Origin of the sequence: Bradyrhizobium sp. Rc2d, assembly GCF_900099855.1 — a bacterium.
In the GTDB taxonomy this organism is placed as follows: Bacteria; Pseudomonadota; Alphaproteobacteria; order Rhizobiales; family Xanthobacteraceae; genus Bradyrhizobium.
The window spans coordinates 132052-152172 of record NZ_FNCU01000015.1; the positions used below are offsets into that span (position 1 = coordinate 132052).

Consider the following 20121-nt stretch of genomic DNA (forward strand, 5'->3'; position numbering starts at 1 on the left):
ACTGGATCATCCGCTTTCGCGGATGATGACAGCAATCCAGGGGCACAATCGCCCGTCTCACTCGCAACCGTTATCCCTCAAACGCCGCGCGACTACTCGCCCTCGCGGCTCCACGGGAAGAGATTGGCCGGAAAGTCTGCTGCGTAGCGCTTTCCCTTCGGGGGCGGCGGCGGTGCGTCCGGTGGGTTCGGATTCGGCTCGACCACCCGCCGATAGAGGTGCCAGGTGGCATGACCGAGCACTGGCAGAACGACAGCGAGGCCGACGAATAGCGGCAGCGAGCCGATCACGAGCAGCGCCGCCACGATGAGGCCCCATCCGGCCATCGCAACCGGATTCGCCGCGACCGCTCGAAGCGACGTGCGGATCGCGTCGATCGCAGTCGCATGCCTGTCGAGCATCAACGGAAATGACACGACGCTGACGCACAATGCCACAACCGCAAACAGGAAGCCGACACCGCAACCGACGAGGATGAGCGACCACCCTTCCGGTGTCGTCAGCACGCGCGTTGCGAAGTCGGGAATGCTTGCGGCCGCCGCGTGACCGAAGATTGCGACATAGATTGCGTTCGCGGCACCGATCCAGGCCCCGAACAGGACCAGCAGGAGCACGCCGAGTTCTACCATGGCGCCGAACGAAGGTGCGCGCAGCACCTTGAACGCATCCCATGCATCGACCTCCTCGCCGCGCTCGCGACGACGGCTGAGTTCGTAGAGACCGATCGCGGCAAAAGGCCCGACCAAGGCAAAGCCGGCGGCCAGCGGAAACAGTAGCGGCAGCACCGAATAGCCGAGCACCATCCTGAACAGGACGAGACCGAGAACGGGATAAATCACGCACACGACGATCGCGTGACTCGGCATCGCCTGGAAATCCTCCCAACCCAGGCGCAGGGCGTCGGACAGGTCGGACAAGCTGATCTTGCGAATGGGATAGGAGGCCGCTTCGCCGAATACGTGCCGCCTGATGTCGTGGGAGTACAGAGTGGCCATGAACGGACCTCCCGTCCTGAAAATCGCGGTTTCGATAACACGCGCTTTCCAGCCACGCGTGTCCGCCGGATGAGCAGGAAACGCGATGGGTCGAGTACGGTAACCCAGGTTCAGCGAACGAGCCTGGCCGGACGGAACCCGTCGCGACCTGCCTCGCAAGCTTAGCGCGCGCGGGGCAAGGCTGAACTCACGGTTCGGTGAATTGCGCGACCCGATTTGTGCGTTGCATCACCCCTGACGCTGAGCGCACCGGATGCCTGATGCTTTGTCGACCGGCCGGACGATCGGCAACGCCCACGCCCCGTCGGCACGCCGATATGCTCTATTGACGCCGGATTAGGCTGGGACCATTTTAGACACAGACGCCCTTAGCTCCGATGAGATTGATGGTCGCGAGCGTTCCCTTGATTTCGCGACCAGTGGAATGGGCGAAGCAACAGGCCGGCGATGGCATGAATGCCAACCAAGAAAGGCCAGCCATCGCGACAGACATGAGCTCCGCCCTGGATTCGTATCCGTAGCCTTCAGTGGCAAGGATGGATCAGGATGGCTGTCGCACTGATATTGCTTCTGGTCGCGATCGGCTCGGTGCTGTTTCACCTCTACAGCCCGTGGTGGTGGACGCCGATCGCCACGAACTGGGCCTATATCGACCACACCATCAACATCACGTTCTGGATCACGGGCTTTGTTTTCGTCGCGGTCATCGCCTTCATGGCTTACTGCGTCTTCCGCTTTCACCACAAAGAGGGAAGACGGGCCGACTACAATCCGGAAAACAAAAGGCTCGAATGGTGGCTGAGCGTCGGGACCGGCGTCGGCGTCGCGGCCATGCTGGCGCCTGGCCTCGTGGTCTGGCACCAGTTCGTGACGGTGCCTGCGGATGCCACCGAGGTCGAGGTGATGGGGCAGCAATGGCAATGGAGCTTCCGCCTTCCGGGCAAGGATGGGCAATTGGGCACATCCGATGTCCGCAACATCGCTTCCGACAATCCGATGGGACTCAATCGTGACGACCAACACGGGCAGGACGACGTCGTGATCGAGAGCGGCGAGCTGCACCTTCAAGTGGGAAAGCCGGTCAAGGTTCTCCTCCGCTCGGTCGATGTCCTGCACGATTTCTACGTGCCCGAATTCCGGGCCAAGATGGACATGGTTCCAGGCATGGTGACCTATTTCTGGATAAAGCCGATCCGAACCGGAACGTTCGACGTTCTCTGTGCGGAGCTTTGTGGCGCTGCTCACTATCAGATGCGGACCAAGGTCATCATCGACGAAGAGCGTGAATATCATGCTTGGCTGGAGCAACAAAAAACGTTTGCAGAATTGTCGCCGGCAAAAGCCGTCGTGAAGGCGACGTACCAATCCAGCGGCAAGTAGCAAGCTGCCGCCGCCAAGATAGATCGGGTGCATGAGGCCAACGCCTCGCCCCGATGGAAACGACCGAGGAGGTTTCTATGGTCGATATTCCATATGAAGGGATCCCCGGCATTCCGCCTGCCGAAGTACCTGATGTCGAGCTCTATCATCCGCGGAGCTGGTGGACGCGATATGTCTTCTCGCAGGACGCCAAGGTGATCGCCATTCAGTATTCGCTGACGGCCACGGCCATCGGGCTGGTGGCCCTGGTGCTGTCGTGGCTGATGCGGCTGCAACTGGGATTCCCCGGCACCTTCTCCTTCATCGATGCCAACCAGTACCTCCAGTTCATCACCATGCACGGCATGATCATGGTGATCTATCTGCTCACCGCGTTGTTCCTGGGTGGCTTCGGCAACTACCTGATCCCGCTGATGGTCGGCGCCCGGGACATGGTCTTCCCTTATGTGAACATGCTGAGCTACTGGGTCTACCTGCTCGCAGTCCTGGTGCTGGCCTCGGCCTTCTTCGTGCCCGGCGGCCCCACCGGCGCCGGCTGGACGCTATACCCGCCGCAGGCGATCCTCTCCGGAACGCCCGGGCAGGATTGGGGCATCATTCTCATGATGTCGTCCCTGATCCTGTTCATCATCGGCTTCACCATGGGCGGACTGAATTACGTGGTCACGGTGCTCCAGGCGCGCACCCGCGGCATGACGTTGATGCGCTTGCCGCTGACGGTGTGGGGCATTTTCACGGCGACCGTGATGGCGCTCTTGGCATTCCCTGCACTGTTCGTTGCCTCGGTCATGCTGCTGCTCGACCGTCTCTTGGGAACCAGCTTCTTCATGCCTTCGCTCGTCGAGATGGGCACGCTGTCGAAATACGGCGGCGGCAGCCCGCTGCTCTTCCAGCACCTGTTCTGGTTCTTCGGCCATCCCGAAGTCTACATCGTCGCCCTGCCCGCCTTCGGCATCGTCTCCGATCTGATCAGCACGCATGCGCGCAAGAACATCTTCGGTTACCGCATGATGGTCTGGGCGATCGTGGCCATCGGCGCGCTCAGCTTCATCGTATGGGCGCACCACATGTATGTGAGCGGCATGTTCCCGCAATTCGGGTACTTCTTCGCCACCACGACTCTCATCATCGCAATCCCCACCGCGATCAAGGTCTACAACTGGGTGCTGACCCTGTGGCGCGGCGACATCCATCTCACGGTGCCGATGCTGTTCGCCCTCGGCTTCATCATCACCTTTGTGAACGGCGGGCTCACCGGCCTCTTCCTCGGCAACGTCGTCGTGGACGTGCCCCTCTCGGACACCATGTTCGTGGTCGCGCATTTCCACATGGTGATGGGCGTGGCGCCGATCATGGTCGTGCTCGGCGCGATCTATCATTGGTACCCCAAGGTCACGGGGCGCATGCTGAACGAGGCCCTGGGCAAGTTTCACTTCTGGGTCACCTTCCTCGGCGCCTACCTGATCTTCTTCCCCATGCACTATCTTGGACTGCTCGGGGTTCCGCGCCGCTATTTCGAACTCGGAGATGCGGCATTCATCCCGTCCTCGGCCCATTCACTGAACGCGTTCATCTCCGTGGTGGCCTTGACCGTCGGCTTCAGCCAGATGGTGTTCCTGTTCAACCTTGCCTGGAGCTTGTTCAAAGGTGAGGCCTCGGGCGGCAATCCGTGGCGGGCGACGACGCTGGAATGGCAGACGCCGGAGACGCCTCCAGGGCACGGCAATTGGGGCAAGGAGCTCCCGGTCGTGTACCGCTGGGCCTATGACTACAGTGTCCCCGGCGCCGCGGAGGACTTCATTCCGCAGAACCGGCCGCCGCACGCGACGCAGCGCGTTCAGGGAGCTGCTTCGTGAGCGCCATCATCCTGTTCCTGGCTGTGCTTGCGGTGATCGCCGGATGGTGGCTGTCGCAGCAGCGGCTGACGGCCAAGCCATGGCTGGAGGAAGGCCCGATCGGTGACTTCCCCGGCGGCGATGCCATGACCTGGCCGGCAGCGAAGGTCGGACTTGGCGTGTTTCTCGCCGTCGCGAGCACATTATTCGTCCTCTTCATCAGCGCCTACTCGATGCGCATGAGCGTGGTGGACTGGCGGCCGCTGCCGATACCGCGACTGCTGTGGGTCAACACCGGCGTCCTGGTCCTGAGCAGTGTCGCGCTGCAATGGTCGTACGTGGCCGCGCGCCGAGACGATGCTGAAGGCGTCATGATCGGCCTGCTCGCTGGCGGAGCATCTGCCGTGATCTTCCTTGCCGGACAGCTCCTGGCCTGGCAACGGCTCGGGGCTGCCGGATATTTCGTGGCGTCCAATCCGGCGAATTCCTTCTTCTACCTGTTGACCGCAGTGCACGGGCTACATCTGACGGGCGGTCTGGTGGCCTTGGGCCGAACCTCAGCCAAGATGTGGCGCGGTGCCGAGATCGCCGACATGCGCTTGAGCGTAGAGCTGTGCGCCATCTACTGGCACTTCCTGCTGCTGGTCTGGCTCGTCCTGCTCGGCCTTCTCACGGGCTGGACCGACGATTTCGTCAACATCTGCCGCCAATTGCTGAGCTAGGGAGGCGAGACCAGATGGCTCAGACCATGCTGACAAATCCGGGCCAATCGCCTGCGCGGCTTGAAGGCTGGCGCGGCATCGCCGCCGACTGGGCGTCCGATCAGCGCGCCTTCAAGAACGTGTCCTGGGGCAAGGCCATGATGTGGATCTTCCTCCTCAGCGACACCTTCATATTCAGTTGCTTCCTGCTCTCCTACATGACGGCGCGGATGTCGACGACCGTGCCCTGGCCCAATCCCAGCGAGGTCTTCGCTCTCAACATCGCTGGCAGGCACATTCCGCTGATCCTGATCGCCATCATGACGTTTATCCTGATCAGCAGCAGCGGCACGATGGCGATGGCCGTCAATTTCGGCTACCGCCGCGATCGCGTCAGAACCGCGGCCTTGATGCTGGCCACGGCAGCTTTCGGCGCAACCTTCGTCGGAATGCAGGCCTTCGAATGGACCAAGCTGATCATGGAGGGCGTCCGGCCCTGGGGCAATCCATGGGGTGCCCCGCAGTTTGGTGCGAGCTTCTTCATGATCACCGGGTTTCACGGCACCCATGTGACGATCGGTGTGATCTTCCTGATCGCCATTGCGCGGAAGGTCTTTCGCGGCGACTTCGACGTCGAGAGGCGCGGCTTCTTCACGAGCCGCAAGGGGTATTACGAGATCGTCGAGATCATGGGCCTGTACTGGCACTTCGTCGATCTTGTGTGGGTGTTCATCTTTGCATTCTTCTATCTTTGGTGAGGTCGGCGCATGACAAACGCGGCGGTACACATGGAAGGACAGCTTCACGCTCCGGTGCATAGCGCAATCGCAACGGGAGCCGTTCACGCCAAGGGTCAACAGCACCCGATCAAGCTCTACCTCGTGGTCTGGGGCTGGTTGTTCGTCCTCAGCACGTGCTCCTACCTCGTCGATTATTTTGGCCTACATGGCTATCTCAGATGGTCGCTGATCCTGCTGTTCATGGTGTTGAAGGCCGGCTTGATCGTCGCCGTCTTCATGCACATGGCCTGGGAGCGACTGGCCCTGGCCTATGCCATCCTGCTGCCGCCGGTCGCGGTATTGGTATTCGTGTCGATCATGGTGCTCGAATCCGAATACACTCACTTCCTTCGGGTGCTCTTCTTCGCAAGCCCGTCGTAGCGGCAATCTGAGTTCTCACTGTCATGCCCCGCGAAGGCGGGGCATCCAGTACTCCGCGGGAGAAGTCGGTTTCTACAATGTCCACCGCGGAGTATTGTAGCGAGACTGCCCGTCTCTCTCCGATGCTAACCCTCGAACGCGTCAATCGAAGCGCGGCTGCCGCGCGAGACCAGCGTCTCGTCGGGCACCGGCAACGGCTCGCCCTTGTCACGAAAGCGGTTGGTGATGGGATAGCGGCGGTCGCGGCCGAAATTCTTAGGTGTCACCTTCACGCCGGGTGCGGCTTGGCGGCGCTTGTATTCGGCTACGTTGAGGAGATGGTCGATGCGGGTGACGGTCTCGCGGTCGAAGCCGGCCGCGATGATTTGATCAAGCGGCTCCTCGCGTTCGACCAGACGTTCCAGGATGGCATCGAGCACGTCGTAAGGCGGCAGCGAGTCCTCATCCCGCTGGTTCTCGCGCAACTCCGCGGTCGGCGGCCGCGTGATGATATCGGGCGGAATGATCTCGCCAACCGGCCCGAGCGCGCCTTCCGGCTTCCAGGAATTGCGCAGTGCCGCCAGCCGAAACACCTGCGTCTTATAGATGTCCTTGATCGGATTGAAGCCGCCATTCATGTCGCCATAGAGCGTGGCGTAGCCGACCGACATTTCGGACTTGTTGCCTGTCGTCACCACCATCAAGCCGGTCTTGTTGGAGATCGCCATCAAGAGCGTGCCGCGGGTGCGAGCCTGGAGATTCTCCTCGGTGATGTCAGGCGGCAGGTTCTTGAAGATGCCGGACAGGATGGTGTCGAACCCGTTGACGGCTTCCGCGATCGGCAAAACCTCGTAGCGGATGCCGAGGTGGCCTGCGAGCTCGCCGGCATCCGCAACCGAGTGTGCTGCGGTGTAGCGATAAGGCAGCATCACGCCATGCACCTGATCGGCGCCGAGCGCATCGACCGCGATCGCGGCGCACAGCGCGGAATCGATGCCGCCGGAGATACCAAGCAGCACGCCCGGAAAGCCATTCTTGGCGACGTAATCGCGGAGGCCCAGCACGCAGGCGGCGTAATCGGCCTTGTCACCTTCGGGCTGCGCGGCGATCGGACCCGCGCAGCGCCAGTCGTCACCATTTCTGGTGAAGCGCAGCGTGACGATGCTCTCTTCGAACGCCGGCAGTTGCGCCGCGAGTGAGAGGTCCCCGTTGAGCACGAAGGAGGCGCCGTCGAACACCAGCTCGTCCTGGCCGCAGACCTGATTGAGATAGACCAGCGGCAGCCCGCTTTCGGTGACCCGCGCCACCGCGACCGACAAGCGCACGTCGTTCTTGTCGCGGGCGTAAGGCGAGCCGTTCGGCACCAGGATGATCTCGGCGCCAGTCTCCGCCAGCGTCTCGACCACGTTCTCGTAGTCCTCGGACTCCTCCAGCCAGATGTCCTCGCAGATTGGCACGCCGATGCGCACGCCGCGCACCGTCACAGGGCCGGCGGCAGGGCCCTGCGAAAACAGCCGCTTCTCGTCGAACACGCCGTAATTCGGCAGATTGCACTTGAAGCGCAGCGCGGAGATACGGCCGCCCTCGAGAAGCGCACAGGCATTGTAAAGCCTGCCCTCCTCGACCCAGGGCGTGCCGACCAGCATCGCCGGACCACCATCCGCCGTCTCGCGCGCGAGCGCCTCGATCGCCGCGCGGCAGGCGGCCTGGAACGCGGGCTTCTGCACCAGGTCCTCCGGCGGATAGCCGGCGATGAACAATTCCGGAAACAGCACGAGATCGGCGCCGTCGGTGGCGGCTCGGGCGCGCGCCGAGCGCGCCTTGGCCGCGTTGCCTTCGATATCGCCCACGGTCGGATTGAGCTGGGCGAGCGTGACCGCGAATGCGTTGAGACGTTCGGTCATGGCGCGCTCGCTGTCACCTCTCCCGAAGGGAGAGGTCGGATTGCACCTGGCGATGCGAAGCATCGTCCAGGGCAATCCGGGTGAGGGGTTGCGGTCTCTCGTGGGACCTGATCCCCCTCACCCGATTTACGCTCGACGATGCTGCGCATCGCGAGACGCAAATCGACCTCTCCCCGTTGGGGAGAGGTGAAGGAGGAGCCTCGGATTCCCACGCTCAATGGATATTCTCCGGGCTAGACGAAACCCAACCGCTCGATGAGCGCAAAGATCCAGAACGCGCCGGCCATCAGCAGCGCAACGCCAACTGCGGCCGAGCCCATGTCCTTGACCCGCCCGATCTGCTTGTCGTGGTCCATGGTGAGGCGGTCGGCGAGTTTTTCGATCGCGGTGTTGAGCAGCTCGACCACCAGCACGAACGCGACCGCACAAACCAGCTCGACCGCGCGCATCGCGGTCGCCCCGATGAACCAGGCCAGCGGCAGCGACAGCAGGAGCGCAAAAATCTCCTCGCGGACGGCCTGCTCCGATCGAAACGCAAAGGCCAGACCGTTCCGGGAATTGATCGTGGCCTTCCAGATCCGCAGCAAGATCTTAGAGCCCCGCTGCGGCCGGCATCGGCTTGGTCTTGCCGGCGCGTTCCTGCTTCAGCAGCTCGGCGATCAGGAAAGCCATGTCGATGGATTGCTCGGCGTTGAGACGGGGATCGCAGACCGTGTGGTAGCGGTCGTTGAGATCCTCGTCGGTGATGGCGCGGGCGCCACCGAGGCATTCGGTGACGTCCTGGCCGGTCATCTCCAGATGCACGCCGCCGGCATGGGTGCCTTCGGCGCCGTGGATCGCGAAGAACGATTTCACCTCGGACAGGATGCGGTCGAAGGGGCGCGTCTTGTAGCCTGACGTCGAGGTGATGGTGTTGCCGTGCATGGGATCGCACGACCAGACCACAACCTTGCCTTCGCGCTGCACGGCGCGGATCATGTTGGGCAGATGCTCGCCGACCTTGTCGGCGCCGAAGCGGCCGATCAGCGTCAGCCGGCCGGGCTCGTTGTCGGGGTTGAGCACGTCGATCAGCTTGAGCAATTCGTCGGGCTTGAGCGACGGGCCGCATTTGAGCCCGATCGGGTTCTTGATGCCGCGGAAATATTCGATATGGCCGTGATCGAGCTGGCGGGTGCGGTCGCCGATCCAGATCATGTGGCCCGAGGTCGCGTACCAGTCGCCGGTGGTGGAATCGACGCGGGTCAGGGCCTGCTCGTAGCCGAGCAGCAGCGCCTCGTGGCTGGTGTAGAAATCGGTGGCGCGCAGCTCGGGGTGGGCCTCGAGGTCGAGGCCACAGGCGCGCATGAAATTCAGCGCGTCCGAGATGCGGTCGGCCAATTCCTTGTAGCGGCGGGACTGCGGGCTATCCTTCAGGAAGCCGAGCATCCATTGGTGCACGCTGCCGAGATTGGCGTAGCCGCCGGTGGCGAAGGCGCGGAGCAGGTTCAGCGTCGCGGCCGACTGGCGATAGGCCATCAGCTGGCGCTGCGGATCCGGCACGCGCGCTTCCTTGGTGAAGGCGATGTCGTTGACGATGTCGCCGCGATAGCTCGGCAGCTCGACGCCGCTCACCTTCTCGGTCGGCGACGACCGCGGCTTTGCGAACTGACCGGCGATGCGGCCGACTTTCACCACGGGGACGGCGCCGGCGTAAGTGAGCACCACCGCCATCTGAAGCAGCACGCGGAAGAAGTCGCGGATGTTGTTGGCGCCATGCTCGGCAAAGCTCTCGGCGCAGTCGCCGCCCTGGAGCAGGAAGGCCTCGCCGGCCGCAACCCGCGCCAGGGCCTTCTTCAGATTGCGTGCCTCGCCGGCGAAGACCAGCGGCGGAAAGGTCGCAAGCTGCGCCTCGACGTCGGCCAAAGCCTTGGCGTCGGGATAATCGGGCACCTGTAGCACCGGCTTGCTGCGCCAGGACTCGGGCGTCCACCGCTCGGACATCGCAATCTCTCCGTGAAGCAAAAAAGTGCAACCTGATCTGTGGGTTGCGAGGGCCGCCTTATACACAGGCTAGCCCCGCCCCGCCAGTTGTAAATCCATTCCGCATTGCAAACCCTTGCGGGCAAAGCCAAATTCGCATTTGCTGGGAACGGCAAGGAAACTGGTAAGTAAACCGGCAGGACACCTTCTGCCCATGGACGCCGCACTGGACGACGTTTTCATCGACGAGATCAGCTTCCCGGCGACCGACGGGTATGCCTTGACCGGCACCCTGTTTCTGCCGCGCGGCGCCAAGCGCCATGCCGTGCTGATCAACTCCGCCACCGCCGTCCCGCGAAAAATCTACCGCGGCTTCGCCTCCTATCTCGCCCATCGCGGCTGCGCCGTCCTGACCTACGACTATCGCGGCATCGGCGATTCCCGGCTGCCGGTGGTCGGCTACAACCGGCCGAAATCGCTGGTCGGCTTCAAGGCCTCGATGTCCGACTGGGCCGCTCTCGACGTCACCGCCGCGGTGCGCTGGATGCGCGAGCGCTACCACACCCTGCCCCTTGCCTATGTCGGCCATTCCTTCGGCGGCCAGGCGCTCGGACTGATCGCCAACAACACGGACATCTCGCGCGCCGCCTTCGTGGCTTCGCAGGCGGCGACCTGGCGGCTGATGACCTCGCCGGAGAAATATCGCGTCTTCGCCTTCATGAATTTTGTCGGCGTGCCGCTGGTCCACGCGATGGGCTACGCGCCCGGCTGGGTCGGCATTGGCGAGGACTTGCCCAAGGGCGTTTTCCTGCAATGGGCCCAGTGGGTCTCGAGCCCCCGCTATCTCTTCGATTCACGGCTGCCGGCGCTGGAGAACTTTGCGAGGTTCAAGGGCGAATTGCGCGCGCTGTGCTTCTCGGACGATCCCTGGGCGACGCGCCCCGCGGTCGAGTTGCTCACGAGCGGGTTCACCGCGATCAAGCCGGAGGTGTTGACGGTCAAACCGTCCGACGTCGGCGCCAAGGCCATCGGCCATTTCGGCTTCTTCCGCCCCGATCACCGCAATACGCTGTGGCGCGGCGTCGCCGAATGGATCCAGGGCGAGTGAGGGTGCGCTGAAGCCGGGCTGAATCAATGCGAGCCGAGGGTTCACCTCTCCCGTAGGGAGAGGTCGGATCGCATCGTGATCCGGGTGAGGGGTTATAGTCTCACCGAATGCTGCGGCCCCTCACCCGGATTGCACTGGACGATGCTTCGCATCGCCAGGTGCAATCCGACCTCTCCCCGCCGGGGAGAGGTGGACCCCGAACAAACGACGGGCGTACTTCCAACCTTCACTAACGGATGATCGTCGTCAGCGACGAGTAACGCCTGTTCGGCCTGGCTTCGCCCGGCGCAAATTGCGCAAATGCGTCGCTGACACGCACCGCCGGCGGCGTATCGCTCGCAAAGCGAAATTCCTTCGGCCGCGGCGCGTAGAAGCTGGCGCGGAAATAGGCGTCGTCGAAGCGTGCCTCGCCGACCCCGAACAATGCGTCGCAGACGAACAGGAGCGCGTACACCCCTGCGACCGCAGCGACGATCTCCCTGAGAATAGACATGCGGATGCCCTGCCCTTTTGCCGGCAGGATGCACGCGGGTTCCAAAGTCGAGGTTTAAGGCCGCACGTTTCTTGTGCGCAGGGTTTGCCGCTGCTGTGCGGATTGCAGACAATTTTATCGATCCGGAAAAGAGAGCCCGCCTGATCGCGCGATCAGGCGGGCTCCAGGCTTCGCCGCTCGGGAGGTATCAGACGGCCAGGTCCATCAGCCGTGGCGCGCCTCCTTGCGATGGCCGCTCTCGCTGAGGCGGTCGACCCAGGCGATGCCGATCGCCGAGATGATGAAGGTCAGGTGGATCAGCACCTGCCACATCACGCCGCTCTCGGTGAAATTGCTGCGCGTCGTGCCGAGATTGCCCGCCTCTATGAAGGTCCTGAGCAGCGAGATCGAGGAGATGCCGATGATCGCCATCGCCAGCTTGATCTTGAGCACGCTGGCATTGACGTGGCTCAGCCATTCCGGCTCGTCGGGATGACCGGTCAGGTTCAGCCGGGAGACGAAGGTCTCGTATCCGCCGACGATCACCATCACCAGCAGGTTCGAGATCATGACGACGTCGATCAGCCCGAGCACGACCAGCATGATCTGCTGCTCACTGGCGTCGAACGAGTGCGCGACCAGGTGCCAGAGCTCTTTCAGGAACAGCAGCACATAAACGCCCTGCGCGATGATCAGGCCGACATAGAGCGGCACTTGCAGCCAGCGCGAGCCAAAGATGAGCTGCGCAAACGGACCGATCTGCGGCGCTGGCGCGGAATGCGCCGAAAGTGCTTTGGTTTCAGACGTCATTGATCACTCCGGAGTGAGACAGGGAATGCGCCTCAGAGACTCGCGATGACAGGCGCGAGCTCGAGCGAGCCGCGATAGATCATCTCGAAGGCGACGTAAACGATGATGGCGAGACCGACATAGGCGATCCAGCGCTGCTTCTGCAGCACGCGGCCGAGCAGGTCGGCGGCAACGCCCATCATCGCCACCGACAATAGCAGGCCGAACGCAAGGATGTAGGGATGCTCGCGCGCGGCGCCCGCGACCGCGAGCACGTTGTCGAGCGACATCGAGACGTCGGCGGCGACGATTTGCAAGGCAGCCTGCCCGAAAGTCTTATGCGGCGCAGCTGCGTCGCTCGCGCCGCCGCCATGGCTGAACGCAAGCTGACGCGAATGCGCGGCCCGCTCGCGCAGCTCGCGCCACATCTTCCAGCAGACCCAGAGCAGCAGCACGCCGCCGGCGAGCAGGAGGCCGATCACTTGCAGCAGCTGGGTCGCAACGCCGGCGAAGACGATGCGGAGCGCAGTAGCGGCGACGATGCCGACCACGATGGCGCGCCGGCGCTGCTCGGCCGGCAGCCCTGCCGCGGCAAGGCCGATGACGACGGCGTTGTCGCCGGCCAGCACGAGGTCGATCAGGACGACCTGGAGCAGCGCGGCCAGCGCCTCGGTGGTGATGAGTTCAGTCATGATCGATCATGTTTCGATGCGGACGGATCGAGCCATTGCGGCTTCTTCCGCTCGACCCAGTCCAGGACTTTCGAACGTGAGGAGCGCAACGCGGGCACGTCCTCCGCAAGCAGCGCGAGGCCGAGTGGCAGCATCCAGACACCCAGTATCGGCAGGAAGGAGAACACGCCGCCGACGACGAGCAGCGCGCCCGAGGGGATCCTGACCCAGCGGCTCGACGGCTTGAGCAGATAGGTGACGGTGTCGCCCACGCGCGGCGGCAGGCAATTGACGAGTTTGTCGAGGCGCGGGTCGCCGCCGGCCATCTGGCTGGCAGCGTCCTCGGCTCCCGTCGTACGCTGGTCCGAGGCAGTGGTCATGCTCATTCCTCGGCGGCGGCGCGGGCCGCGGCCGGTACGACCCGCTTTGCGCGCGGCAGCGCCAGCGTCAGCAAGCGCAACAGCTTGATCGCCTGCACCTCATGGGGATGGACGTCTTCGTCAGCGGCCGCGACGCGCTCCGACAACTCCATCAGATGAGACGACAGCGGCATGTCCGATACCGGCCGCAGCGTCTCGATCACGACGTTGGCAAAATCCGGCTCCTCGAGTCGTTCGGCGAGTGCGTCGAACATCGCAAGCAGCCTTTCGTCGTCGATATGAGGCGCCAATCCGCGATCCCGGATGAAGCGGATCACCTCGTCGCGCTCGACCGGCGAAACGCGCCGGTCGGCCACGGCGACCAGCGCGCCGGCAATGACCAGCGCCGCCGCAGCCTGCTCGTTCAGGCTGGACGGATCCGCGATCTCGATCTCGTTCGGATTTGAATGCTTGGCGTCAGACATCGTTGCTCCTCGATCTTGCGAAATGGCCGCACGGAGCTGCGATGGAGCGACTGGTCGGAGAGAACCGAAGAAGGCCCGACGATCGGCCGATCCATCGCATTCGCGCGGGACAGGTCATCCGACATCACGAGGTTTGCCGACATCGTCGGCGTCCTCGCCAGAGGGGCCCGGATTCTTGTTTACCGACACATAAAGACCGGTCTGTCGGAATCAAGGCGATGCGACTGCGACCAGCCGCCGCATCGGTTCCATGGTGCGGGACCGTGTCCCGGACGCGTTGCAACGCCTTAGGCGTCGCTGCGCTGAGCCGGCCCCAGAAGGCCACGCGTTCGCTGCCGCATGGGCCCCGGCTCAGCAGCGCACCGCGAAGGGGCGCTCGCTGCGTCCGGGGCACGAGACCAATAGCTGGGTCCGCTGCCCCAACCCCGTCATTGCAAGCGCAGCGAAGCAATCCAGAATCCCTCCGCGGAATGACTCTGGATTGCCTCGCGGAGCCTGTCATCGGGCCGCGCGTCGCGCGGACCGTTGGCTCGCAATGACGGTGGGTGGGATATACAACGCACTTCGCACTGATCCTTCCTGGCTGGACGATCTAGATGAAAACCACTCCCGCCCGCCGCGCCGACCGCATGGGCGCGCGCCAGATCTACGAAGCGCTGCGCGATCAGATCATGTCGCTCGTGTACGGCACCGACGGGCTGCTGCCGTCCTCGCGTGCGCTTGCCGACGAGATGGGCGTGGCGCGCTCGACCGTGACCGTCGCCTACGAACAGCTTGCGGCCGAGGGCTTCATCGAGACGCGCCATGGCGCGCGGCCGCGCGTTGCCCGCGCCGTGGTCCAACGCGGGCGCACGCGCGTCGCATCCCGGCCGTCGGCGCGACGCGCGCACCTGTCAGCATTCGGCGAGCGGCTGCGGCAGGACCCGCCGCGCTGGACCGAACCGCCGCGCGGGCTCGTCGCGAACTTCCGCTATGGCGAGTTGTCGCCGTCGGACTTTCCGGTGCTGGCATGGAAGAAGGCTATGGCCGCGGCAGTGGCGCGCAAGCCCGAACGGCTGGCCTATGACAATCCCTCCGGCTCGCTGCGGCTGCGGACCGCGCTTCAGGGCTATCTATGGCGGTCGCGCAGCGTCCGCTGCGAGGTCGACCAGATCGTCGTCGTGAACGGCTCGCAGCAGGGCCTCGACATCTGCGCCCGCCTGCTGCTCGATGCCGGTGACCGCTTCCTCATGGAGGATCCCGGCTATCAGATGGCACGGCACACATTTGCGGCGACCGGCGCGGAAGCTGTGCCGATTCCAGTCGATGCAGACGGACTGGAGACGGCCAGGATCGGCGATATCGAAGCCCGCCTCGCCTATGTGACGCCGTCGCATCAATATCCGCTCGGCGCAGTCATGCCGATCGGGCGCCGGCACCAATTGCTCGCCTGGGCGCGGAAGGCAGATGCTTATGTGATCGAGGACGATTACGACAGCGAGTACCGCTACGATACCAAGCCGATCCCGCCACTGCACGCGCTGGAGGGCAGCGACAACGTGATCTATCTCGGGACCATTTCCAAGACGCTGTCCCCGACCTTGCGGATCGGCTATCTCGTCGTGCCCGCAGGGCTGCGCTCCCTGTTCGCCGCCGCCAAGCAAATCATGGACCGGCATACGCCGCTCTTTGAACAAGATGCCCTCGCCGCGATGCTCGAAAGCGGCACGTATGACAGACACGTCAGGCGCGTGCGCCGGCGCAACGCCGAACGCCAGCAGGCGCTGCTCGACGCACTTCGCCGGCGATTCGGAGATCGCGTCCGGATCGAAGGTACGGCCGCCGGGCTGCATGTGGTGGCGTGGTTCGATCATCTCCCACACAAGCGCGAGGATGCGTTGATCAGGACGGCTCACGCAAAGGGCGTCGGCATCTATCCCGTCTCCGCCTTGTTCGACGAGCGTTCGGCGAGCCGCGGTCGATCGCGCCGGGCCGTCGGCCTCGTCATGGGCTATTCGGCGCTGGAGGTCGCGCAGATCGAACGGGGCTGCAGGCTTCTTGCCCAGGCGGTCGACCAACTGGACTGATGAAATTGTTTAAAACTGGCAGTTTATTACAGGCCAGATTGAACCTATCTCCGGACCAAGAACGGAGACACGCCATGTACATCCCCCCGGCCTTCAAGGACGACGACATCGAGAGCATCCGGGCGACCATCCACGGCGCACGCCTTGCCAGCCTGGTGACGGCCACCGCCGGGGGCCCGGTCGCGACCCCGCTGCCGCTCTTCCTTGACGAGAGCGAAGGCGAGCGGGGCGTCCTGTACGGGCATATGGCGCGAGCGAACCCGCAATGGCAGTTGCCGCCGATCGGGCATGCGCTGGCCATCTTCGACGGTCCCGACGCCTATGTGACGCCGTCGTGGTACGCGACCAAGCAGGAGACCGGAAAGGTCGTGCCGACCTGGAATTACCTCGCCGTGCACGCCTATGGTCCGGTCGAATTCTTCCAGGAGCCGGAACGCCTGCTCGACGCGGTGACGCGGCTGACGGCCAGGCACGAGGGCACGCGCGCAAAGCCGTGGGCCGTCAGTGACGCCCCCGCCGATTTCATCGCCGCACAATTGCGCGGGATCGTCGGCGTGCGCATTCCGGTCGTGCGGTTCGAAGGCAAGCGCAAGATGAGTCAGAATCGCCCCGAGGCCGATCGCGTCGGCGTCGCGCAAGGTCTTGCGACGAGCGACAACCCGCTTGATCGCGAGGTCGCGCCGCTGATCCCGCTTCCGGTCTGAGGGGCCCAACGGGCGCGGTGCTCTGTCGCGGTCCGCTTCGCGCAAAACAAGCCTTCATAGCGCCCGCGCAAGCTTCGTTCACGACAATGCCGGTCGTGAACTTGACGATCTCGGAGGAAAGCATGAATCGCGTCACATCCTGCGCCGGCTGCGGACATGGGCTCGTTCCGATGCTTTCGGCCAAAGGCCACGCGGAGCTCAGCTGCCTCTGGTGCGAACTCATCGACGCGCGCGCGGCGGACATGGCGAAATGGGCGAACAGCCCGTCCGGCAAGCCCGAACGGGCGGTCCGTCAGTCGTTCGAATGAGCACTCGTCCGAGTCAGACCCTCGCCACGCGTTGTAGGGGCACGCCGTCGGAGTTCAGGGAAAGGGCAGTCGCGGACTTCGGCGGCCGGCGCCGTCGCACGTAGAGGCAATTGACGAGGATCGGCTCGTCATCGCCGAGCGTTGTACGCTCCTTGACGAGCAAGCTCATGACCGAACGCATCTTGAGGATTTCCTGCGCGACGAAGCTGCAGTCCTCGTCCCGGTCAACTTGCTCACGCATGATGGCTTCGGCCTCGAGCATGCTGACACGAAGCGCTCGAATGGTTCTGCGGATTTCGTTGATGCGGTTGTCCATCGCTGCCTCCCATCATGGTTGCAGCATAAGAACAAAACATGAACAAAACGTCAAGGCCTCAAAACGTCAAGGCCTCAAAACCGCTAAGGCCACGGACGAACGCTACTCCGCCGCCTGACGCACGTAGCGTGCGGTCGGCGTGCGCATGGTGACGAGCTCTTCGGCCGCGGTTGGATGCAGCGCGATCGTGGCGTCAAAATCGGCCTTGGTCGCCTTCATCTTCACGGCGATCGCGACCGCCTGGGTGATCTCGGCGGCGGCATCGCCGACGATGTGGCAGCCCAGCACGCGGTCAGTGGCCCCGTCGACGACGAGCTTCATCAGCACGCGCGTGTCGCGGCCCGACATCGTCGCCTTGATGGGGCGGAACGTCGTCTTGTAGATGTCGACGTGGCTGTACTGCGCCCGCGCCTCGGTTTCGGTGAGGCCGACGGTGCCGACCTCCGGCTGCGAGAACACGGCGGTCGGAATGTTGGCGTGATCGACCCTGACCTCGCGCTTGCCGAACACGGTGTCGGCGAAGGCATTGCCCTCGCGGATCGCGACCGGCGTCAGGTTGAAGCGGTGGGTGACGTCGCCGATCGCATAGATGCTGTCGACCGAGCTCTTCGAGAAATGATCGACCGCGATGCCGCCATTCCTCGGATTGATGACGACGCCGGCATTCTCCAGCCCGAGATTGGCGACGTTGGGATGGCGGCCGATCGCGAACATCACCTGCTCGGAGGCGAGGCTCGATCCGTTCGACAGATGTGTGGTGAATTCCTCGCCGTGGCGGTCGACCTTGGTCACGGTGCAGCCGGTGAGGATGGTGATGCCCTGCTTCTCCATCTCGGCACGAACATGGGTCCGAACATCCTCGTCAAAACCGCGAAGGATGTTGTCGCCGCGATAGATCACGGTGACGTCGGAGCCGAAGCCGGCGAAGATGCCGGCGAATTCCAGCGCAATATAGCCGCCGCCCTGGATCACGATCCGCTTCGGCAGCCTCGCAAGATGGAACGCCTCGTTGGAGGAGATCACGTGCTCGATGCCGGGAATTGCTGCGCCGTGGTTCGGCGCGCCGCCGGTGGCGATCAGGATGTATTTCGCCGTGATCTTCCTGTCGTTCTCGAGCAGGCGGATGGTGTGCGCGTCCTCGATCACCGCGCGGCTTTTGACGACCTGCGCGCCCGACTTCTCGACGTTTGCGGTGTAGGCCGCCTCCAGCCGCGCGATCTCCTTGTCCTTGTTGGCGATCAGCGTCGGCCAGTCGAAGCTGGCGGGCGGGACGGTCCAGCCGAAGCCGGCGGCGTCCTCGAGCTCGTGACGGACATGCGAGCCGATCACGAACAGCTTCTTCGGCACGCAGCCGCGGATCACGCAGGTGCCGCCCATGCGGTACTCTTCCGCGATCGTCACGCGGGCGCCGTGACCGGCCGCGATGCGGGCGGCACGCACGCCGCCCGAGCCGCCACCGATGACGAAGAGGTCGACGTCGAATTCAGCCATTGTCCACTCCGACCCCTTTCAGCGATCTCTGATCAGATAGTATCGATCAGATCTCCTTGCCACGCTTGCGCATCTCGGCGCGGAAGGCTCCCATCACGGTTTCGGAGAAGTTCTGGGCCCAGGAGTTCATGAAGGCCATGCTCAGCCCGATGGCGCGAGGCTCGGCCTCGATCAGCTTCTTACCCAGCGGCGACTTGTAGAAGGTGACGAGGTCCTTCAGCTCCTGCTCGGTGAACTCGCTGGCATAGATCTGCGCCATGCCTTCACCGATCTCGTTCTGGCGGCCGGCGAGCTGCTGGGCCACGATCGGCGCGACCTCGTTGAGGTCCTTCTGGTAGTTGAGGTTCTGCTGCGTCAGCGCGATCTTGGTCTTCTCGACGAGGCCGGGCACGGCGCCTTGATACATCGCGGTCGCGTTCTTGATCTGCAGGATCTCCCTGGCCGCGGCAATCGCCGCCGGCGAGGCCTTCGGCTGGGCCGGCGCCGCAGCCTTAGGCGCGCCCTGCTGGGCCACAGCCGGGGCGACCGAGAGGGCCAGCCCCACAGCAAGGGTCGCGGCCGGCAACAATTTCAAAACGCTCTTCATTCCTAGTCTCCTTAGGGCTTTCGCCGTTCAATCACGCGGATTCCCTCGCCGCCCGCCAGAACGGCCGAGCTGGCCAGGCCGATGAACAGGCCATGCTCGACCACACCGGGGATGGCGCTCAACGCCTTGGCGAGACTGGGTGGATCCACAATACGTCCGAGCTGGGCATCGACGATCCAGTGGCCGCCGTCGGTGACGAAAACGTGGCCGTCCTTGGCCTTGCGGACCGCCATTTGCCCGGAAACGCCGCAGTCAGCAAATGCCTTTTCGATCGCGCGGCGCGTCGCCCCAAGCCCGAACGGGATGACCTCGACCGGCAGCGGAAACTTGCCGAGCGTCGGCACCCATTTGCTGTCGTCGGCAATCACGATCATGCGATCCGAGGCGGCCGCCACGATCTTCTCGCGCAGCAGTGCACCGCCACCGCCTTTGATGAGGTTGAGCTCGGGATCGATCTCGTCGGCGCCGTCGACGGTGATGTCGAGATGGTCGATCTCATCCAGCGTGGTCAGCGGCACGCCGCAACGCTCCGCATCAGCGCGCGTAGCTTCGGAGGTCGGCACGCCGATCACCTTGAGCCCGGCGGCAACGCGCTCGCCGAGCAGCTCGACGAAATGTTTTGCAGTCGAGCCGGTGCCGAGCCCGAGCTGCATGCCGTCGCGCACTTCCTCGAGGGCGCGCGCTGCAGCCTGCCGCTTCAACTGGTCCATGTTCACGTTTGCGCCCGCCTTTGGATCGAGAATGTGCCGCCGGGTGTAGCCGGTTGCGGCGGCCTATGTAGCCTCGTTTTTCCCCGGAGAACAGGGTCTGGGAACAGGTCTATAAGCGGATATTATGGTCCCGCCCCTTGCTT

22 protein-coding genes are annotated in these 20121 nt (G+C 63.8%); 9 read left to right on the forward strand and 13 right to left on the reverse strand.

Annotated elements, in window-relative coordinates; translation table 11 throughout:
* Positions 1–92: 92 nt before the first annotated feature.
* The gene (locus BLV07_RS20040; protein ID WP_091888712.1) at positions 93–995 is read right to left on the reverse strand and encodes a DUF2189 domain-containing protein; all 903 of its coding nucleotides are present in this window, start codon (positions 993–995) and stop codon (positions 93–95) included.
* 546 nt (positions 996–1541) lie between these two features.
* On the opposite strand from BLV07_RS20040, the gene BLV07_RS20045 reads away from it, so the two are divergent.
* From BLV07_RS20045 to BLV07_RS20065, 5 genes are all read left to right on the forward strand, one after another.
* On the forward strand, positions 1542–2375 hold the full coding sequence (locus BLV07_RS20045) for a cytochrome c oxidase subunit II (protein ID WP_091888714.1): 834 nt from the start codon (positions 1542–1544) through the stop codon (positions 2373–2375).
* Between the two features lie 77 nt (positions 2376–2452).
* On the forward strand, positions 2453–4231 hold the full coding sequence (locus BLV07_RS20050; protein ID WP_091888827.1) for a cbb3-type cytochrome c oxidase subunit I: 1779 nt from the start codon (positions 2453–2455) through the stop codon (positions 4229–4231).
* Positions 4228–4932 carry a cytochrome c oxidase subunit 3 gene (locus tag BLV07_RS20055; RefSeq protein WP_091888716.1) on the forward strand — a complete coding sequence of 235 codons (705 nt, stop codon included), beginning with the start codon at positions 4228–4230 and terminating at the stop codon, positions 4930–4932. The genes BLV07_RS20050 and BLV07_RS20055 overlap by 4 nt, the downstream gene beginning before the upstream one ends.
* A 14-nt stretch (positions 4933–4946) precedes the next feature.
* Positions 4947–5669 (forward strand): heme-copper oxidase subunit III family protein, encoded by a 723-nt coding sequence (locus BLV07_RS20060; RefSeq protein ID WP_091888718.1) that lies wholly within the window; start codon positions 4947–4949, stop codon positions 5667–5669.
* Positions 5670–5678: 9 nt separating this feature from the next.
* On the forward strand, positions 5679–6071 hold the full coding sequence (locus BLV07_RS20065) for a cytochrome C oxidase subunit IV family protein (RefSeq protein WP_176945647.1): 393 nt from the start codon (positions 5679–5681) through the stop codon (positions 6069–6071).
* A gap of 125 nt (positions 6072–6196) precedes the next feature.
* Here the strand turns inward: BLV07_RS20065 and BLV07_RS20070 are convergent, their stop codons facing one another.
* The 3 genes from BLV07_RS20070 to BLV07_RS20080 all read right to left on the reverse strand — a co-directional run bounded on the left by BLV07_RS20070 (position 6197) and on the right by BLV07_RS20080 (position 9934).
* Positions 6197–7954: an NAD+ synthase gene (locus BLV07_RS20070; protein WP_091888722.1), complete on the reverse strand. Its 1758-nt coding sequence runs from the start codon at positions 7952–7954 to the stop codon at positions 6197–6199.
* Between the two features lie 233 nt (positions 7955–8187).
* Positions 8188–8541, reverse strand: coding sequence for a diacylglycerol kinase (locus tag BLV07_RS20075; protein WP_091888724.1), 354 nt, complete (start codon positions 8539–8541; stop codon positions 8188–8190).
* Positions 8542–8545: 4 nt separating this feature from the next.
* Entirely contained in the window at positions 8546–9934 is a 1389-nt protein-coding gene (locus BLV07_RS20080; RefSeq protein ID WP_091888726.1) for a class II 3-deoxy-7-phosphoheptulonate synthase, read from the reverse strand.
* A 193-nt stretch (positions 9935–10127) separates the two neighbouring features.
* Between BLV07_RS20080 and BLV07_RS20085 the strand changes: the two genes are divergently transcribed.
* A complete protein-coding gene (locus BLV07_RS20085; protein ID WP_091888728.1) occupies positions 10128–11021 on the forward strand; it encodes an alpha/beta hydrolase family protein in 894 nt (297 codons plus the stop codon).
* Positions 11022–11250: 229 nt separating this feature from the next.
* Here the strand turns inward: BLV07_RS20085 and BLV07_RS20090 are convergent, their stop codons facing one another.
* From BLV07_RS20090 to BLV07_RS20110, 5 genes are all read right to left on the reverse strand, one after another.
* Entirely contained in the window at positions 11251–11514 is a 264-nt protein-coding gene (locus BLV07_RS20090) for a hypothetical protein (RefSeq protein ID WP_091888730.1), read from the reverse strand.
* Positions 11515–11718: 204 nt separating this feature from the next.
* Entirely contained in the window at positions 11719–12303 is a 585-nt protein-coding gene (locus BLV07_RS20095; RefSeq protein ID WP_091888732.1) for a TIGR00645 family protein, read from the reverse strand.
* A 32-nt stretch (positions 12304–12335) separates the two neighbouring features.
* Positions 12336–12974, reverse strand: coding sequence for a TerC family protein (locus tag BLV07_RS20100; RefSeq protein ID WP_091888734.1), 639 nt, complete (start codon positions 12972–12974; stop codon positions 12336–12338).
* Entirely contained in the window at positions 12971–13333 is a 363-nt protein-coding gene (locus BLV07_RS20105) for a hypothetical protein (protein WP_176945648.1), read from the reverse strand. The genes BLV07_RS20100 and BLV07_RS20105 overlap by 4 nt, the downstream gene beginning before the upstream one ends.
* A gap of 2 nt (positions 13334–13335) precedes the next feature.
* Positions 13336–13797: a TerB family tellurite resistance protein gene (locus BLV07_RS20110; RefSeq protein WP_091888738.1), complete on the reverse strand. Its 462-nt coding sequence runs from the start codon at positions 13795–13797 to the stop codon at positions 13336–13338.
* A 596-nt stretch (positions 13798–14393) separates the two neighbouring features.
* Between BLV07_RS20110 and pdxR the strand changes: the two genes are divergently transcribed.
* The 3 genes from pdxR to BLV07_RS20125 all read left to right on the forward strand — a co-directional run bounded on the left by pdxR (position 14394) and on the right by BLV07_RS20125 (position 16875).
* Entirely contained in the window at positions 14394–15863 is a 1470-nt protein-coding gene (gene pdxR, locus BLV07_RS20115; protein WP_091888740.1) for a MocR-like pyridoxine biosynthesis transcription factor PdxR, read from the forward strand.
* A gap of 74 nt (positions 15864–15937) precedes the next feature.
* Positions 15938–16567, forward strand: coding sequence for an FMN-binding negative transcriptional regulator (locus BLV07_RS20120; RefSeq protein ID WP_091888742.1), 630 nt, complete (start codon positions 15938–15940; stop codon positions 16565–16567).
* A 122-nt stretch (positions 16568–16689) separates the two neighbouring features.
* Positions 16690–16875: a hypothetical protein gene (locus BLV07_RS20125; protein WP_091888829.1), complete on the forward strand. Its 186-nt coding sequence runs from the start codon at positions 16690–16692 to the stop codon at positions 16873–16875.
* A 13-nt stretch (positions 16876–16888) separates the two neighbouring features.
* Here BLV07_RS20125 and BLV07_RS20130 read toward each other — a convergent pair whose 3' ends face one another.
* From BLV07_RS20130 to rpiA, 4 genes are all read right to left on the reverse strand, one after another.
* Positions 16889–17191, reverse strand: a complete 303-nt coding sequence (locus BLV07_RS20130; protein WP_244551154.1) for a hypothetical protein — start codon at positions 17189–17191, stop codon at positions 16889–16891.
* A gap of 102 nt (positions 17192–17293) precedes the next feature.
* On the reverse strand, positions 17294–18682 hold the full coding sequence (gene gor / locus BLV07_RS20135; protein ID WP_091888744.1) for a glutathione-disulfide reductase: 1389 nt from the start codon (positions 18680–18682) through the stop codon (positions 17294–17296).
* Positions 18683–18728: 46 nt separating this feature from the next.
* The gene (locus tag BLV07_RS20140) at positions 18729–19268 is read right to left on the reverse strand and encodes a DUF2059 domain-containing protein (protein WP_091888746.1); all 540 of its coding nucleotides are present in this window, start codon (positions 19266–19268) and stop codon (positions 18729–18731) included.
* 11 nt (positions 19269–19279) lie between these two features.
* Complete coding sequence (rpiA, locus tag BLV07_RS20145) at positions 19280–19984, reverse strand: ribose-5-phosphate isomerase RpiA (protein WP_091888748.1); 705 nt, start codon at positions 19982–19984, stop codon at positions 19280–19282.
* Positions 19985–20121 lie beyond the last annotated feature (137 nt).